The organism is Sphaerisporangium perillae (assembly GCF_023276435.1).
Lineage (GTDB): Bacteria > Actinomycetota > Actinomycetes > Streptosporangiales > Streptosporangiaceae > Sphaerisporangium > Sphaerisporangium perillae.
Window position 1 is genome coordinate 29,232 of sequence record NZ_JALLPO010000033.1, and the last position, 14,113, is coordinate 43,344.

At 72.0% G+C, this 14,113-nt stretch carries 15 protein-coding genes; 12 read left to right on the forward strand and 3 right to left on the reverse strand.

The features are described 5' to 3' along the window. Positions 1–100 precede the first annotated feature (100 nt). The 3 genes from MYF83_RS29025 (at position 101) to MYF83_RS29035 (ending at position 1,985) form a co-directional block, all read left to right on the forward strand. The gene (locus MYF83_RS29025; protein ID WP_248963913.1) at positions 101–1,276 is read left to right on the forward strand and encodes a pyridoxal phosphate-dependent aminotransferase; all 1,176 of its coding nucleotides are present in this window, start codon (positions 101–103) and stop codon (positions 1,274–1,276) included. Positions 1,277–1,354: 78 nt separating this feature from the next. Further along, positions 1,355–1,552, forward strand: coding sequence for a ribbon-helix-helix protein, CopG family (locus MYF83_RS29030; protein WP_248963914.1), 198 nt, complete (start codon positions 1,355–1,357; stop codon positions 1,550–1,552). 52 nt (positions 1,553–1,604) lie between these two features. Next, positions 1,605–1,985: a type II toxin-antitoxin system death-on-curing family toxin gene (locus MYF83_RS29035; protein WP_248963915.1), complete on the forward strand. Its 381-nt coding sequence runs from the start codon at positions 1,605–1,607 to the stop codon at positions 1,983–1,985. A 60-nt stretch (positions 1,986–2,045) separates the two neighbouring features. Here the strand turns inward: MYF83_RS29035 and MYF83_RS29040 are convergent, their stop codons facing one another. Both MYF83_RS29040 and MYF83_RS29045 read right to left on the reverse strand, forming a co-directional pair. Further along, on the reverse strand, positions 2,046–2,720 hold the full coding sequence (locus MYF83_RS29040; protein WP_248963916.1) for a TMEM175 family protein: 675 nt from the start codon (positions 2,718–2,720) through the stop codon (positions 2,046–2,048). A gap of 109 nt (positions 2,721–2,829) precedes the next feature. Continuing rightward, positions 2,830–3,171, reverse strand: coding sequence for a hypothetical protein (locus MYF83_RS29045; RefSeq protein ID WP_248963917.1), 342 nt, complete (start codon positions 3,169–3,171; stop codon positions 2,830–2,832). Between the two features lie 233 nt (positions 3,172–3,404). On the opposite strand from MYF83_RS29045, the gene MYF83_RS29050 reads away from it, so the two are divergent. From MYF83_RS29050 to MYF83_RS29090, 9 genes are all read left to right on the forward strand, one after another. Next, a complete protein-coding gene (locus tag MYF83_RS29050) occupies positions 3,405–4,313 on the forward strand; it encodes an amino acid kinase family protein (protein WP_248963918.1) in 909 nt (302 codons plus the stop codon). Between the two features lie 60 nt (positions 4,314–4,373). After that, entirely contained in the window at positions 4,374–5,480 is a 1,107-nt protein-coding gene (gene bar / locus MYF83_RS29055; protein ID WP_248963919.1) for a barbiturase, read from the forward strand. 84 nt (positions 5,481–5,564) lie between these two features. Beyond that, the gene (locus MYF83_RS29060; RefSeq protein WP_248963920.1) at positions 5,565–6,140 is read left to right on the forward strand and encodes an SseB family protein; all 576 of its coding nucleotides are present in this window, start codon (positions 5,565–5,567) and stop codon (positions 6,138–6,140) included. 216 nt (positions 6,141–6,356) lie between these two features. Continuing rightward, entirely contained in the window at positions 6,357–7,175 is an 819-nt protein-coding gene (locus MYF83_RS43940; protein ID WP_248963921.1) for a prepilin peptidase, read from the forward strand. Between the two features lie 51 nt (positions 7,176–7,226). Then, positions 7,227–8,405 (forward strand): chorismate synthase, encoded by a 1,179-nt coding sequence (aroC, locus tag MYF83_RS29070; protein ID WP_248963922.1) that lies wholly within the window; start codon positions 7,227–7,229, stop codon positions 8,403–8,405. Then, positions 8,402–8,908: a shikimate kinase gene (locus MYF83_RS29075; RefSeq protein ID WP_248963923.1), complete on the forward strand. Its 507-nt coding sequence runs from the start codon at positions 8,402–8,404 to the stop codon at positions 8,906–8,908. The genes aroC and MYF83_RS29075 overlap by 4 nt, the downstream gene beginning before the upstream one ends. Continuing rightward, on the forward strand, positions 8,905–9,981 hold the full coding sequence (gene aroB, locus MYF83_RS29080; RefSeq protein ID WP_248963924.1) for a 3-dehydroquinate synthase: 1,077 nt from the start codon (positions 8,905–8,907) through the stop codon (positions 9,979–9,981). Before MYF83_RS29075 ends, aroB begins: the two co-directional genes overlap by 4 nt. 148 nt (positions 9,982–10,129) lie before the next feature. Further along, entirely contained in the window at positions 10,130–10,564 is a 435-nt protein-coding gene (gene aroQ / locus MYF83_RS29085; protein ID WP_248963925.1) for a type II 3-dehydroquinate dehydratase, read from the forward strand. After that, the gene (locus MYF83_RS29090) at positions 10,561–11,322 is read left to right on the forward strand and encodes an SGNH/GDSL hydrolase family protein (RefSeq protein WP_248963926.1); all 762 of its coding nucleotides are present in this window, start codon (positions 10,561–10,563) and stop codon (positions 11,320–11,322) included. Before aroQ ends, MYF83_RS29090 begins: the two co-directional genes overlap by 4 nt. A 327-nt stretch (positions 11,323–11,649) precedes the next feature. Here MYF83_RS29090 and MYF83_RS29095 read toward each other — a convergent pair whose 3' ends face one another. Further along, positions 11,650–13,944, reverse strand: coding sequence for an ATP-dependent DNA helicase (locus MYF83_RS29095; protein ID WP_279340213.1), 2,295 nt, complete (start codon positions 13,942–13,944; stop codon positions 11,650–11,652). Positions 13,945–14,113: the final 169 nt, after the last annotated feature.

A 14,113-nucleotide genomic window follows, 5' to 3' on the forward strand; every position in this document is an offset into this window, starting at 1 on the left:
CGGCCGGACGCGGGCGCTCCCTAGGGCACCGGTTCGAACGGCCGGGCGCGCGGCCGGGCACCCCGATGGGCGGGTACGGCGGGCAGATAGGCTGACCGCCGTGAACGAGCCTCTGGTCGCCCGCATGCGCGAATTCGGCACGACGATCTTCGCTGAGATGACCGGCCTGGCCGTACGGACCGGGTCGATCAACCTCGGGCAGGGCTTCCCCGACACCGACGGGCCCGCCGCCATGCTCGAACGGGCGGTGGAGGCGATCAGGGGAGGCCTGAACCAGTACCCCCCGGGCCCCGGGCTGCCCGAGCTGCGGCAGGCCGTCGCCGAGCACCGCAAGCAGCACTACGGGCTCGTCTACGACCCCGACGGCGAGGTGCTGGTCACCGTGGGCGCGACCGAGGCGCTGGCGGCCTCCGTCCTCGCGCTGTGCGAGCCCGGCGACGAGGTGATCGTCTTCGAGCCCTACTACGACTCCTACGCCGCCGCCATCGCGCTCGCCGGAGCCGTTCGCCGGCCGGTGACATTGCGCCCGGTGGGGGAGAGGTTCACCTTCGACCCCGCGGAGCTTCGCGCGGCCGTGGGCCCGCGCACCAGGGCGATCATGGTCAACTCGCCGCACAACCCCACCGGCACCGTCTTCACCCGCGACGAGCTGTCGCTGATCGCGGCGGTGTGCCAGGAGCACGACCTCATCGCGATCAGCGACGAGGTGTACGAGCATCTGACCTTCGACGGCGTGGAGCACATCCCGCTCGCCACCCTGCCGGGCATGCGCGAGCGCACCGTGATGATCTCCTCGGCCGGCAAGACCTTCTCCGTCACCGGCTGGAAGACGGGGTGGGTGTGCGCGCCCGCGGACCTGGTCTCGGCCGTCCAGTCCGTCAAGCAGTTCCTGACGTTCACCGCCGGCGGGCCGTGGCAGGTCGCGGCCGCGTACGCGCTGCGCGAGGAGCTGGGCTGGGTCGCCGCGCTGCGCGACTCGCTCGCGGCCAAGCGCGACCGGCTCATGGCGGGGCTGTCGGCCGCCGGCTTCGGGGTGTACCGCCCGGCCGGGACGTACTTCGTGCAGACCGACATCCGGCCGCTCGGCTTCACCGACGGGGCCGAGCTCGCCAGGCGGCTGCCGGAGCTGGCCGGCGTGGTCGCCGTCCCGACCCAGGTGTTCTACGACCGCACGGAGCTGGGCAGGCACTTCCTCCGGTTCGCCTTCTGCAAGAAGGACGAGATCATCGACGAGGCGGTCGCGCGGCTGGCGCGGCTCGGCGAGAGAACAGCCTGACAACCCGCTGTAAATGGTCATACACTCACCGTGTCCACCATCGCGCTCACACCGGATGCGTACCGTGGAGGTATGGCCATGACGCTTCGCCTCAGCGAAGAGCAGACCGAGGCCGTGCGCCGGCACGCCGAGAAGGAAGGACGCAGCGTCCAGCAGGTCGTGCAGGCGGCCGTCGAGGAGTACCTCGCCCGGCACGACGCCGACGAGGAGATCCGGCGCCTGGGCGCCGCCGCGGCGCATCGCTGGCGCTCGGTCCTCGACCGGCTCGGCGAATGACCCGCCTCGCCGGCGGACGCGTGCGGTGCCGCCTCGGCCGGGAGCCGGGCGGATGACCCGCTACCTCACCGTGGAGCAGGTGATGGACCTGGCCGAGTCGACGCTCGGGGCTCCTCCGGCGCTTCGCGACGTCGGGCTCCTGGACTCGGCCCTGCACCGGCCGCAGGCGTCCATGTTCGGCCACGAAGCCTACGGCCACGTGCTGATCAAGGCCGCGGCGCTGCTGCACTCCCTCACCATCCACCGTCCCTTCACCCGCGGTGACAAGCAGGTCGCCTGGGTCTGCACGGTGGTGTTCCTGGCCTACAACGGCATCGAGATCGACACCGACGACGACTCGGTGGTCGATCTCGTCAGCGCGGTGGCCTCGGGCGAGTTCGCCGAGGTGGACGAGATCGCCCAGGTGCTCTGGGGCTTCGTGGCCCCGGCCTAGCCGGTCCGCGTGCCCGGCGCCTGCGTCGCTGTCAGTCGTCAGTCGTCAGTCGTCAGTCGGTCAGTCGTTCGCCGGAGCCGAGCCGACCGGCCGGGACGGGGCGTGCAGGCGGCGGCCCACCTTGGCCAGCGCGGGCGCCAGCAGGGGCGTGGCCATCCACACCAGCGGCACGTACCCCGGAGCCCACCAGGCGATCACCGCCGACAGCGCCCAGTACGCTCCCATGCCCCAGTAGACGACGCTGTGGACCGCCAGTCGCACGGTGTTCGCGTGCGCGGCGTACAGGCGCTGCCGCAGCACCAGGGTCATCAGCGTGGCCAGGCACAGCATCAAGATGGCCTCGGTGCCCGCGAACATGCTGATCGCGAGGGGTTCGCTCGACGCCTCACCGAAGATCCCCGTGGGATAGGGGAGGAACGCCGCGAACAGCAACAGCGGCAGGTGAACCGCGACGGCCGGCCGCGAGACCCGGGTGATCTGGTCGAACACCATGTGGTGGGCCCGCCAGGCCGCCCACAACATCACGAAGGCGATGACGAAGGCGATGAAGGCCCCCGCCTGCTCGGAGATGAATGCGCCGAGCCTTTTCAGGTCGGCTTCCTCGGGCCGCTTGATGTCGATGACCAGAAGGGTGATCGCGATGGCGAAGACCGCGTCGGTGAACATGCCGATACGTTCATGGCTGAGCCCGGGGGCGGGCGTTGGCGATGCGTCGAGTGGTTCCGCGATGAACACGATTGATCTCCATTTAGGGGTGGAGGATCATCATTCCAGCTCGACGGCCGTCCGCCACAACTTCACCTCGGGCGCGACCGCGGCTTCCGGCCAACCCTGAGCCGTGGCGTCAGTCTCTGCGGCGTGCGCCGGCCTTGCTGACGGCGTATGCCAAGTTGACCGCGGCGACGAGGGCGAAGACCAGCAGAAGCGGAGCGGTGCGGGACGTGGTGCTGGCCACGATCGCCGTCAGCGGGACCGACAGCGCGAGGGATCCCAGGCCGAGGGCCATCTGCGCCCAATCGGGGCCCGGGCGCCGGTTGACGGGCTGGGCGGCGAGCCGGGCGTCGATCACCGCGTTGACGCGGTCGACGAGGGACTCGGCGAGTTCCAGCTCGTACTGGGGACCGAGCTCGCGGCGGGCGGCCATGGCGGCGGCGACTTCGTCGCGCTCTAATCTCTGGGGCTCCACGCCCCGATTCTGCCTTGTATGCGGGTCCTGTGGTGATATTCGTGCCGACCAGGTGCAGGGTGTGATCCGGGCCAGGACGTACGCGCGCCGGGCCGCCGTGCCCGTACGCCGGCCCGGCGGCCGTCGAAACCGCATCCTGGACCTCCGATTCGGCGGATACAGCCGAAGGAACCGCTGTTCATGGGCAAATATGGCCAATGAGCAAGGAGCGCCACTCTGGATAGCTTCAGGCTGTGGGTGAACGCGTACTGATCGCTCTCGGCGGCAACGCGATGACCGCGCCGGACGGAAGCGCCTCGCCGGCCGACCAGCGCCTGGCCGTCGAGCAGGCCATGGCGCACGTCTCCGCGCTGATCTCCCAGGGCCACCAGGTGGTCCTGACACACGGCAACGGCCCCCAGGTGGGCAACCTGCTGCTGAAGAACCAGCTCGCGGCCGAAGTCGTCCCTCCCGTGCCGCTCGACTGGTGCGGCGCGCAGACCCAGGCGACCATCGGGGTCCTGATACTCAACGCCCTCGGCCATCCGGCGGCCGTCGTGGTGACCCGCACCCTGGTGGACCTCGCCGACCCCGCCTTCGCGGCCCCGGTCAAGCCGATCGGCAGGTACTTCACCGAGGCCGAGGCGCGCAGGTTCGAGCAGCTCGGCCAGACCTGGCGCGCGTTCCCCGGCAAGGGGTTCCGCCGCGTCGTGGCCTCGCCCGCGCCCCTGGAGATCCTCGACGCGCCGGCCGCGCTCGCCCTGATGGACGCCGGGTACACGGTCGTCGTCGCCGGAGGCGGGGGAGTGCCCGTCGCCCGCCAGGCCGACGGCTCGCTGCGTGGCGTCGAGGCCGTGATCGACAAGGACGCGGCCGCCGCGGTGCTCGCCGCCGCCGTACGGGCGAGCGTGCTGATCGTCGCGACCGACGTGCCGGCGGCGGTCGAGGGATACGGCACCGGGCGGGCCCGCCCGATCGGCAGGACCACCGTGGCGGAACTGCGCGCGCTGCAGGCGGCCGGGCACTTCGCGAGTGGAAGCATGGGCCCCAAGGTGGAGGCGGCGCTGCGGTTCGCCGAAGGGGGCGGCCGGGCAGTGATCACCTCGCTGGAGCACATCGGCGACGCGCTGGCCGGCGCCACCGGCACCGTCGTCGGCTGGTGACCGCGAATCGACTTAGCGATTGAACGACTTAGCGGATTGAACGACCGAAGGGTAGGAGATATGCCGGATCCGATCGAGGTGCGCAAGGTCGCCATCGAGAGCGTCACCGACGCCTCCGGGCTCGCGAAGCTCATCGACGACGGGGTGATCGAGGCCGACCGGGTTCTCGCCGTGATCGGCAAGACCGAGGGCAACGGCGGCGTCAACGACTACACCCGCATCCTCGCCGACCGCGCCTTCCGGGAGGTGCTGATCGCCAAGGGCACGCGCACGCCGGAGGAGGTCGCGCAGGTGCCGCTGGTGTGGTCGGGCGGCACCGACGGGGTGCTGAGCCCGCACGCCACGATCTTCGCGTCCCTGGACCCGTCACAGGCCGAGGCGTCCGGCGAGCCGCGCGTCTCGGTCGGGGTCGCGATGAGCGACGTCATCCTCCCCGAGGACATCGGCCGTCCCGCCATGGTCGAGAAGGTCGCCGCCGGCGTGCGCGAGGCCATGAAGATCGCGGGCATCGAGGACCCGGCCGACGTCCACTACGTGCAGACCAAGACCCCGCTGCTCACCCTCGCCACGATCACCGAGGCCAAGTCGCGCGGCCAGGACGTCGTGATCGAGGACACCGGCCCCTCCATGGACATCTCCAACTCCACGACCGCGCTCGGCATCGCCGTCGCGCTCGGCGAGATCGAGATGCCCACGGCGGACCAGATCCACAAGGACCTCTCCCTCTACTCCAGCGTCGCCTCCTGCTCCTCGGGCGTCGAGCTGGACCGCGCGCAGATCGTCGTGGTCGGCAACGTGCGCGGCATCGGCGGGCGCTACCGCATCGGCCACAGCGTGATGAAGGACGCGCTGGACGCCGACGGCATCTGGGAGGCGATCCGCTCCAGCGGCATCGAGCTGCCCGACCGCCCGCACTCCAGCGACCTCGGCGACAGGCTCGTCAACGTGTTCATGAAGTGCGAGGCCGACCCCAGCGGCCGGGTGCGCGGGCGCAGGAACATCATGCTGGACGACTCCGACGTGCACTGGCACCGGCAGATCAAGGCCACGGTCGGCGGGGTGGCGGCCAGCGTCACCGGCGACCCGGCCGTCTTCGTGTCGGTCGCCGCCGTCCACCAGGGCCCCTCGGGCGGCGGCCCCGTCGCCGCCATAGCCGACCTCGGCTGACCTCGGCTGACCACGCCGGGCATGCCGGCATGCCCGGCGTGCCGGCGGGCTGGGCGGCCGTGGCGGCGGGTAGGCTCGCGGGTCGTGCCGAGCATTCCGCAGCCCCTGGTCCCCGACGACGACGGCAGCGCCGACGCCTCCGTGGCGGCGGCGCTCTCCGCCTTCGCCGCCGGTACGGCCGACGCCGCCGTCGTGGCCTCGGCCCTGAGCACGGCGCGCCTGCTCGTGCCGGTCGTGGCCCTGCTGACCGAGTCCGAGGTCGGCGAGCACGGGCTCCAGCAGGAGAAGGAAAGCGAGATGGCGTTGCCGGTGCTGGTCGGCGCCGACGGCAGGAAGGCGGTCCCCGCCTTCACCGGCACCGAGTCGCTCAAGCTCTGGCGCGCCGACGCGCGGCCCATCCAGGCCCTGACGCCGCAGGTCTGCCGGGCGGCGCTCGGCGAGGGCGCCGCCGCCGTGATGGTCGACGTGGCCGGCCCGGTGGCGTTCGCCATCGAGGGCGGCATGCTGCACGCGCTGGCCTCGATCGGCCGGGTCACCGGGGACGACGACACCCTCCAGCCCCTGCTGAACGCCCTGTCGGAGCACGCCGAGGTGACGGTCGCCCGCGTCCCCGCCCAGCGACGCGGCTTCCTCCGCCACCTCCGCCGCCGCACCAGGTAGCCGCGCTTCCGTCGCCCTGGCCGGTGGGGTAGACAACCGTTGCATCGTTGATCAGTGAATCTCGGCTTTCCTTAGACCCCGCCCAGCGGGGCAGACGGCTGCGAAACGTCTACCCTGCACCGGGCAACCGCCTCGGTCAGACAGGGACCTTCGCCCCGCAACGGGCGAATCACTGTGACTCACTGATGTCTCGGTGAACGGCACTAGGGTCGGCGGGTGAGTTCAAGCTTCATCGTCGCCGGGGCCGCGCTCGCGGGCCTGATCGCCGGGGCCTATGTCCGCGTCCTGGCGGGCGGTTTCCGCCCCGGCCAAGACGCCTCGCGCGCCTTCCCTTCCTCTCCCCTGGGTGAGCCAGGCACGGGTGCGGAGCCGGTCAAGGGTGCGGGGCCAGTGGTGGGTGCGGACCCGGCCGCGGATGCGGAGTCCCCGGCGGATGCGGAATCGGCGGCGGGGCCCCGCGCGGCGTATCGGGCCGAGGCGCGGGAGGCGTTCCGCCGGACGGTGCGCGCCGTCCCGCTGCCCGCGTGGCCGCCGCTGATCGAAGGGGCCACCGCCGCCGCCTGCGCACTAGTCGCGTGGAAGCTCGCGGGGACGGCGTGGCTCGCGGCCTGGATCTACGCGGCGGTGGCGGGGTGCGCGCTCGCGGTGATCGACTGGCGGATCCAGCGGCTGCCGGACGCCATCACCCTGCCTTCCTACCCGATCCTCGCAGCCCTGCTGGTCCCCACGGGGAGGCTCGTGGACGCCCTGCTCGGCGGGCTGGCGCTGGCCGGAGCGTACGCCCTCCTCTGGTTCGCGCGGCCCGAGGCGCTCGGGCTCGGCGACGTCAAGCTCGCCGGGCTCACCGGGATGCTGGCCGGTGCCCTGGGGCTCGACGCCTGGCTCGTCGGCGCGGTCGCCGGGCAGTTCCTCGGGGCCTTGTACGCCATCGTCCTGCTGGCCGGCCGCAGAGGCACGCTGAAGAGCCAGTTCCCGCTGGGCCCGTTCATCCTGTTCGGCGCCCTGGCGGCCCTGCTGACCTGGACCCCGTCCTGATCGGCCGTGGTGGGGTGAGGGCACTGGGCGGTACATGGAAGACTTGTCATCATGTTGCGCTGGTTGACCGCAGGTGAGTCCCACGGCCCCGAACTCGTCGCGATCCTCGAGGGCATGCCCGCAGGCGTGGCGGTCACGACCGCCGACGTGGAGCACGCTCTGGCGAGGCGCCGGCTCGGTTACGGCCGCGGCGCGCGCATGAAGTTCGAGCAGGACGAGGTGAACATCGTCGGCGGCGTGCGCCATGGCCGCACTCTCGGCAGCCCCGTGGCGATCCGCGTCGGCAACACCGAGTGGCCCAAGTGGGAGACCGTGATGGCGGCCGACCCGGTCGACCCCGACCTGCTCGCCGCGCAGGCCCGCAACGCGCCGCTGTCGCGCCCGCGTCCCGGGCACGCCGACCTGTCGGGCATGCAGAAGTACGGCTTCGACGACGCCCGTCCGATCCTCGACCGGGCCAGTGCCCGCGAGACGGCCGCCCGGGTCGCCCTCGGCCAGGTCGCCCGCAACTTCCTCAAGCAGGCGCTCGGTGCCGACATCGTCAGCCACGTCGTCGCCATCGGCACGGTCGAGGCGCCGGACGGCGTCATTCCCGGCCCCGGCGACCTGGCCGCCGTCGACGACCACCCGGCGCGCTGCCTGGACGCCGAGGCGGGCGCCGCGATGATCGAGGAGATCGACACGGCGAAGAGGGAAGGCGACACGCTCGGCGGCGTCGTCGAGGTGGTCGTGTACGGGCTGCCGCCGGGGCTCGGCAGCTACGTCCACTGGGACCGGCGCCTGGACGCGCGTCTCGCGGCGGCGCTCATGGGCATCCAGGCGATCAAGGGGGTGGCGGTCGGGGACGGCTTCGAGACCGCGCGCCGCCGCGGCTCCCAGGCCCACGACGAGATCGAGAACACCGCGGAGGGCGTGCGCCGTGTCACCAACCGCGCCGGTGGCGTGGAGGGCGGGATGACCAACGGCGAGCCGCTGCGGGTGCGCGCCGCGATGAAGCCGATCTCCACGGTGCCTCGCGCGCTGTCCACGGTCGACGTGCTCACCGGCGAGCCGGCCAAGGCCATCAACCAGCGATCCGATGTGTGCGCGGTTCCCGCCGCCGGTATCGTCGCTGAGGCGATGGTCGCGCTGGTGCTCGCCGACGCGGCCGTCGAGAAGTTCGGCGGCGACTCCGTGGAGGAGGTCGCCCGCAACCTTTCCGGCTACCTCTCGTCGATGGTGATCAAGTGACGTCTCCCAGAGTTGTGCTGATCGGCCCGCCCGGGTCGGGCAAGTCCACCATCGGCCGCCTGCTGGCCGAGCGCCTCGGCACGGGCTTCCGCGACACCGACGCCGACGTGGAGGCCGTGGCGGGCAAGCCGGTCTCGGACGTCTTCGTCGAGGACGGCGAGGAGCGGTTCCGCGAGCTGGAGGCCGAGGCCGTGCGCTGTGCCCTCGCCGAGCACGACGGCGTGCTGTCGCTCGGCGGCGGGGCCATCATGCGGGAGGCGACCCAGCTGCTCCTCGCGGAGCATCCGGTGGTCTACCTCCAGGTCGGCCTGTCCGACGCCGTGCAGCGCGTGGGCCTGGCCCAGGCGCGGCCGCTGCTGGTGCTCAACCCGCGCAGCCAGCTCAAGCGGCTCATGGAGGAGCGCCGCCCGATCTACGAGCGGCTCGCCACGCTCATCGTCGCCACCGACGGCCGCGAGCCGGAGGAGATCGCCGACGAGATCGTGAAGGGGCTGCCGGCATGACGAGCACGCGCATCACCGTCAAGGGCGAGCGTCCCTACGACGTGGTCGTCGGGACGGGCGTGCTCGCCGAGCTTCCCGCCCTGCTCGGTGAGGGCGTCAGCACGGTCGCGGTCGTCCACCCGGCCGGCCTGCCGGAGATCTCCCGCCCCGTCTGCGGGGCGCTGTCGGCCGCCGGGTACTCGGTGGTAGCGCTTCCCGTTCCCGACGGCGAGCAGGCCAAGTCGGTCGAGGTGGCCGCCGAGCTATGGTCGGCGTTCGGCCGGTACGGGGTGACCCGTTCGGACGCCGTCGTCGGCGTCGGCGGGGGAGCGACCACCGACCTGGCCGGATTCGTCGCGGCCACCTGGCTGCGCGGCGTCAAGGTCGTGCAGGTGCCGACCACGCTCCTCGGCATGGTCGACGCCGCGGTCGGCGGCAAGACCGGCATCAACACCCCCGAGGGCAAGAACCTCGTCGGCTCGTTCCACCCGCCGGCCGGCGTCCTGTGCGACCTCGCCACCCTGGTGTCGGTGCCGCGGGATGACTACGTCGCCGGCCTCGCCGAGGTGATCAAGGGCGGCTTCATCGCCGATCCGACGATCCTGATGCTCGTCGAGGACGACCCCGAGGGCGCTCGGATGCCCGAGGGCCGGCACACCCGCGCGCTGATCGGGCGCAAGATCCAGGTCAAGGCCGACGTCGTGGGCGCCGACCTGCGCGAGTCGGGCGTGCGCGAGATCCTGAACTACGGCCACACGCTGGCCCACGCCATCGAGCGCGTCGAGGAATACCACCTGCGGCACGGCGAGGCCGTGTCCATCGGCATGGTGTACGCCGCTGAGCTGTCGCGGCTGGCCGGTCACGCGGGGGCGGGCCTGGTGGAGCGCACGCGGTCGATCCTGACCTCGGTGGGCCTGCCGACCGCCTACCGCCACGAGGCGTGGCCCGAGCTGCGCGACCACATGCGGGTCGACAAGAAGAACCGCGGCGCCACCCGGCGCTTCGTGATCCTGGACGACGTCGCCAAGGTCACCCGCCTGGAGGATCCTCCGGAGGAACTGCTCGAAGCCGCCTACCGCGAGATCGCACGATGACCCGTGCACAATCGGGCGCCACGCGCGTCCCATCAAAGACGGCACGCGGGGGCACCAAGCGGACGGCACACGGGGGCATTGAGCAGGCGGCACGCTCGGGTGGCGAGCAGATTGCACACGCGGGCATCGAGCGGACGGCAAGGGTGAGATGAGAACGGTCTACGTGTTCAACGGTCCCAACCTCTCGCGGCTGGGCAGGCGCGAGCCCGACATCTACGGCGCGGAGACCTTCGACGACCTCGCCGCGCTGTGCCGGCGCACCGGCAAGGAGCTCGGGCTGGAGGTGGACGTCCGGCAGACCGATGACGAGTCTGAGCTGGTGTCCTGGCTCCACGAGGCCGCCGACGGCTCGATTCCCGTGGTGCTGAACCCCGCCGCCTTCACCCACTACTCCTACGCGCTGCGCGACGCGATCGCCCAGCGCACGGCGCCGCTGATCGAGGTGCACATCTCCAACCCGGCCGCCCGCGAGGAGTTCCGCCACACCTCGGTGGTCGCCGCCGTGGCCTCCGGCACCATCGCGGGCTTCGGCCTGCGGTCCTACGAGCTGGCGCTGCGCGCGATCGCCGAGGAGACGCGGTGAGGGCGTACACCTCTTACGTCGCCATCGGCGACAGCTTCACCGAAGGGCTCAACGACCCCGGCCGCGACGGCCACTTCCGCGGCTGGGCCGACCGGGTGGCCGAGCGGCTCGCCGCCCTCGAGCCCGATTTCCGGTACGCCAACCTCGCGGTGCGCGGCAAGTTGCTCGACCAGATCGTGGAGCACCAGGTGCCGGCCGCGATCGAGCTGAAGCCCGATCTGATCAGCTTCTGCGCCGGTGGCAACGACCTGCTGCGGCCCGGCAGCGACCCCGACCGCATGGCCAAGACCTTCGCACGCGCCGTGCGCGATCTGCGGGGCACCGGTGCCGACGTCGTGCTGTTCACGGGCGTGGACCCGCGCGACACGCCGCTGATGCGCAGGTTCCGCGGCAGGTTCGCGGTGTTCTACATGCACATCCGGTCCATCGCCGACCTGTACGGCTGCCACGTGGTCGACCAGTGGTCGATGCAGTCGATCCGCGACTGGCGGGCCTGGAGCGACGACCGCCTGCACATGAACGCCGAAGGGCACAGCCTGGTCGCCGCGAAGGTGTGCGAGGTCCTCGGCGTGTCGTCGGAGGAGGACTGGCGCCGCGCCTGGCCGCCGCGCGAGCGGGCCGCCCGCGCGGCCAAGCTCCGCGAGGACCGGCTGTGGCTGCGCGAGCACTTCATCCCCTGGGTGGGCCGCCGCCTGCGCGGCACCTCCTCGGGCGACGCCGTCGACCCCAAACGCCCCTACCTGGAGCCGTACGCCTAGAGGCTCGCGAGCCCCGTCTCGCCCGCCGTACGGTGGCGCCGGCATCGCCGTATCTCCTTCTCGCCGTCGCGGCGCCGGACACGGACTTCCCTATCGGGGGTAAGGGAGGGCGGACCTTGCCAGGGCGAGGCCGGCAGCGGCCTGCGGGGCCCTATGCGGGGTGGCGGTGGGGCGGCGCGGGCTTCAAGGGGCCTGCGGGGAAGCGATCGCCGAGCAAGCGCTGCTCTGCTGCACCGGGGGCCAGGGCGATCCGCGTGATCCCCAGCACCGTGTGATCCCCGTAACCGTGCGACCCTGTGACGCCCGTGACCGGGTGACCGCGTACGCCTATGCCGGGGTGGTGGTGAGGCGGCGGAGGGCGGCGCGGACTTTGGTGGGGTCGGTGGTGGTCCAGAACGGTGGGAGCGAGTCGCGCAGGAAGCCCGCGTAGCGGGCGGTCGCGAGCCGCGGGTCGAGCACGGCCACGACGCCCTTGTCGTCCTGGCCGCGCAGCAGCCTTCCGGTGCCCTGGGCCAGCAGCAGCGCGGCGTGGGTGGCGGCGACGGCCATGAACCCGTTGCCGCCCCGCGCGGCGACGTGCCGCTGCCGCGCTGAGGCCAGCGGGTCGTCGGGCCGGGGGAACGGGATGCGGTCGATGATCACCAGGCTCAGCGACGGGCCCGGCACGTCGACGCCCTGCCACAGCGAGAGCGTGCCGAACAGGCAGGTGGCCGGATCCTCGGCGAACTGCTTGACCAGCAGCGAGGTGGAGTCGTCGCCCTGGCACAGCAAGGGCATCCCGATGCGTTCGCGCAGCGCCTCGGTGGCGGCCTTCGCGGCGCGCATGGAGGAGAACAGGCCGAGCGTCCGCCCGCCCGCGGCCTCGATCAGCTCGGCGATCTCGTCGAGGTACTCCTTGGGAAGCCCATCGCGGCCCGGCTGGGGGAGGTGCTTGGCGATGTAGAGGATGCCGCTGCGGGCGTGGTCGAAGGGGGATCCGACGTCCAGGCCCGTCCAGGCCTTGCGCTTCTGCCCGGAACCGTCCCCAGTTCCGCTATGGGACTCCTGGTCGCGCTGGTCTCCGGCCTTAGCCGCCCCGGTCCCGCTATGGGAGTCCCGGTCGCGTTGGTTTCCGGTTTTCGCGGTTCCGGTTCCGCCACGGGCCTCCTGGTCTCGTGGGTCTCCGGTTTTCGGGGTGTCGGGTGCGTTCGTGGGCTCTGCGGGTCGCTGGGCCGAGGTTGGGTCGTCGCCGCTCGGGCGGGCGGGGCCGAGGCCCCATTGGCGGGCCATGCCGTCGAAGGTGCCGCCGAGGGCGAGGGTGGCGCTGGTCAGGATGACGGTGCGGTCGGCGAACAGCTTGTCGCGGAGCATTCCGCCGACGCTCAGCGGCGCGACCTTCAGCAGGGCGGGACGGCGGTCGGTGGCCCCCTCCAGCCAGACGACCTCGGCCCGGTCGACCTCCGAGTCGCCGCCGAACGCCTCGAGGATGCGCACGGCCGTGTCGTGGACCTCGTCCAGCGCGGTGAACGCCGCCTTGCGCTGCCCGGCGCCCTCCGGGTCGTCCTTCTTGCTGCCGCCCCACATGTCGCCGCCGCGCGAGCCCATCGCGGTGAGGCAGGCGAACGCGGCGTCCCGCAGGACCGACAGCGTCACCCCGAGGACCTGGGGGAGCTGGTCGAGACGTCCCGGAGGCGCGGCGGACAGCAGCGCCTTCAGGTCTTCGCCGGCCTCCTGGAGGCGGTCGGCGACGCCCTGCTCGATGACCCGCCCGACGCGGCGCACGGCCGTCGAGACGGTGATCTCCGACAGCTCGTCGGTGACCACGCTCGTGACGCGGTCGACGAGCTCGTGGGCCTCGTCCACCACGACGACGTCATGCTCGGGCAGGACCGCGAACTCTTCCATGGCGTCGATGGCGAGCAGCGCGTGGTTGGTGACGACGACGTCGACCTGGCCCGCCCGTTCCCTGGCCTGCTCGGCGAAGCATTCGGGGCCGCTCGGGCACCGCTGGGCGCCGAGGCACTCTTTGGCGCTGACGGAGAACTGCCGCCACGCCTGCTCGTTCACGCCCGGGACCAGCTCGTCCCGGTCGCCGGTCTCGGTCTCCTCGGCCCACTCCTGGATGCGCTGGACCATGCGCCCGGTGGCGCTGACCTCGCGGGCGTCGAAGAGCTGGTCCTGCTCCTCGTCGGGCCAGGCCGCCGTCAGTTTGTAGCGGCAGAGATAGTTTCGCCTTCCCTTAAGGATGGCGAACTGTGGCTCATGGGGAAGATGGTCGGCCAGGGACCCGGACAGCCGGGGAAGATCGCGGTCCACGAGCTGGCGCTGGAGGGCGATGGTGGCGGTGGAGACCACGACGGCGCTGTCGGACTCGATGGCGTGACGCAGGGCCGGCACGAGGTAGGCCAGCGACTTGCCGGTGCCGGTGCCCGCCTGGACGGCGACGTGTTCGTCGTTCTCGATGGCGTTCCGCACGGCCTTGGCCATGGTCACCTGGCCGGGTCTCTCGGCGCCGCCCACTCCGGCGACGGCCGCGCGGAGGAGCTCCTCGACGGGCGGCAGGTCCTCCTCCTCGGCGGAGAGGTCCTCCTCGTCGAAGGCCTCCTCGCCGGGAGTGTCGCTGGTGTCCGGAACGTCGTCCATGACGTCTTCGGGGACGCCGTCGATGGCGCTGAGGGAGTCGTCGAGCACGACATGCAACGCTACCGGCCTTCCGGGGGTCGCCGTGCCCCGAGTGGTGAGGCAACTCCCGGCGCGTTCCGGGTCCATCTCGGCATTCCGGAACCCGTTCGGCGGGCGGCGTGGCAGACTG

Excerpts from the sequence above, each read along its gene's own strand:
- MYF83_RS29095 (WP_279340213.1), bottom strand. The coding sequence starts at position 13,944 with ATGGACGACGTTCCGGACACCAGCGACACTCCCGGCGAGGAGGCCTTC.
- MYF83_RS29030 (WP_248963914.1), top strand. The coding sequence starts at position 1,355 with ATGACGCTTCGCCTCAGCGAAGAGCAGACCGAGGCCGTGCGCCGGCAC.
- bar (WP_248963919.1), top strand. The coding sequence starts at position 4,374 with ATGCCGGATCCGATCGAGGTGCGCAAGGTCGCCATCGAGAGCGTCACC.
- aroC (WP_248963922.1), top strand. The coding sequence starts at position 7,227 with ATGTTGCGCTGGTTGACCGCAGGTGAGTCCCACGGCCCCGAACTCGTC.
- MYF83_RS29035 (WP_248963915.1), top strand. The coding sequence starts at position 1,605 with ATGACCCGCTACCTCACCGTGGAGCAGGTGATGGACCTGGCCGAGTCG.
- aroB (WP_248963924.1), top strand. The coding sequence starts at position 8,905 with ATGACGAGCACGCGCATCACCGTCAAGGGCGAGCGTCCCTACGACGTG.
- aroQ (WP_248963925.1), top strand. The coding sequence starts at position 10,130 with ATGAGAACGGTCTACGTGTTCAACGGTCCCAACCTCTCGCGGCTGGGC.